Source organism: Corynebacterium sp. HMSC074C05, from assembly GCF_001838325.1.
GTDB classification, from domain to species: Bacteria; Actinomycetota; Actinomycetes; order Mycobacteriales; family Mycobacteriaceae; genus Corynebacterium; species Corynebacterium amycolatum.
Window position 1 is genome coordinate 1 of sequence record NZ_KV836287.1, and the last position, 2,183, is coordinate 2,183.

Below are 2,183 nucleotides of genomic sequence, written 5' to 3' on the forward strand. Positions count from 1 at the left end.
TTGTTTTACCCACAAGTAAACAACATTCAATCGATAGATGTCGTAGCTTATGTCTCGGTGATAGCCACTGTTTTTGCTTGGTTGTGGGTATTTGGAAGGGGCCCGGTGCGCAGTAGGTCGGTCGCGGAGGCTCCTCGAGTTCTGGCACTTAGCTTGTTGGCGTGTGCGATTCATCTACTGCTCTTCTGTGACTATCACCGCCACGCATCCCTACATACTGATACCCCGGTCCAATTGAGGCTTTATTACCAAGCTGTCCTAATAGGGAGACATACGCTTACTTAGTAGTCAGCTCTGATTTTCGACTCGTACCTACGAGATGCTGTGGCGGCTTCCTCGATCGCGCCAAAAGAAAATCCCGTATAGGTGAGGTATTGCCTGCGCCCATACGGGAGTGTGTCGTATTTAGTTAGGTTAGCCCTGTCTGGGAATAAGCTATGCAGTCGCGCTAATCGAAGTACCGAGGTTAGCTATTACTGCTCGGCTTAGCCGACGGGACGTCTCCGTAGCCGTCGTGGTCCTTATCTTCAGAGTTAATACCTCCGCGGAAGGTGTCGTGAGCACTCGGAGTAACGGCGTGCGGTGCACGGTCGGCGGTGTTGAACAAAAGATTCAAGATGATAGAAGCGACGGAACCTACGCAGATACCTGAAGCCATAAACGTTTGCGCCCACGCCGGTAGTCCGGAGAATAGTTCGGGCGATACAGCAGGAAGTAATGCCAATGCCAACGGAATACCCACGACAATCACGTTGGATTCAGTGAACTTAACCTTGGATAGAGTGCGGACGCCCGATGCTGCGACCATACCGAACAAGGCAATACCGGCACCTCCCAAAACTGGAGCTGGGATAGCGGCAACGAGAGCGGCCGTCTTTGGAATCAAACCCAGAATCAGCAGCATTCCACCTGCAGCTGCGGTAACCCATCGCGAACGTACGCCCGTGATTGATAGGACGCCAATGTTCTGGGCAAACGCCGTGTATTGGAAGGTATTGAAAATACCGCCAATTACGGTCGCAGCACCGTCGGCACGCAGTGTGTCGGCAATACGGTGATTATCAATCTCGGATTCGGTAATCTCGCCGATTGCAAGTATGTCGCCAGTCGCTTCGACCATAGTCACAAGCGAAACAATGCACATGGCAAATACAGCCGAGAGGACGAATTCAGGCATGCCAAAGTAGAATGGATGCGTCAACCCGAAGACGGGTGAGTCCTTAGTTCCAGACCAATCCACCATTCCCAATGGAATGCATAGCAGCAATCCGGAGATCATGCCCACTAGAACGGCAATGCGGGCGAGCCATTCTGGTGCCCATCGCTCAATACTGAGAATTAAGACCAACACAAACGCAGCTACTGCCAAGTTTTGAGGTGCGCCGAAATCTGGAGTGTCCTTGACTTCAGCACCGCCACCAACCCAGTCGGCTGCGACTGGCATAAGCGTCGTGCCGATAATCAATAGCACCGTGCCAGTGACCAACGGCGGAAATAGGCGTAGAAGCGACGCAAAAAGCGGTGCAAAGAGCATCATGAAAATGCCCGATGCAATCACCGAACCGTAGATTGCGGGTACGCCGTATTGCGATCCGATAGTAACCATCGGAATCGCGGCAGAGAAGGTACAGCCCTGAATCAGTGGTAGTCGCACACCAAATCGCCAAATACCCACCGACTGTACGATGGTGGCGATGCCTGCAACAAACAGGTCCGCAGCAATTAGGTGCGGAATATCGGACGGGGACATACGCCCGGCATCCACAAGTGCCCAGCCCACGAAAAGCGGGACTGCCACCGCGCCTGCATACGCGGCGAGCACATGTTGAAAGCCGAGTACAAGCAGTTTCACATGGCCCGGATACTCATCGACCGGATGAACCGTCTGAGTATCGGTCTTCGTTGATGTAGTCACAGTTCGACTTTAGTTCCCTAGTCCAGGTTTTCCTCACTGGAGCTTTCTATTGGGGTGGTTTCGCTCCATCTCGCTTTACGACGAGGCCATCGGGCCACGTCACTTTGCTGAGATAACTCGTGAGTGTGCGTGGGAAGCCGTTGAACGAATGCATTGCGGAACAGCTTTAAGTGAAACTCTAGAGTTATGGTCTTCTATTAGCTCGAAAATACTCTAGAAAGGTGTTGTGACCTGGGGGTTCGCTTTATGTGTGAAGTGTGTGTAATGT

General features: G+C 52.4%; 1 protein-coding gene. It reads right to left on the bottom strand.

The genetic code is table 11. The features are described 5' to 3' along the window. Positions 1 to 466 precede the first annotated feature (466 nt). On the bottom strand, positions 467 to 1,915 hold the full coding sequence (locus HMPREF3042_RS04675; RefSeq protein ID WP_070856242.1) for a nucleobase:cation symporter-2 family protein: 1,449 nt from the start codon (positions 1,913 to 1,915) through the stop codon (positions 467 to 469). Between the last annotated feature and the right edge of the window lie 268 nt (positions 1,916 to 2,183).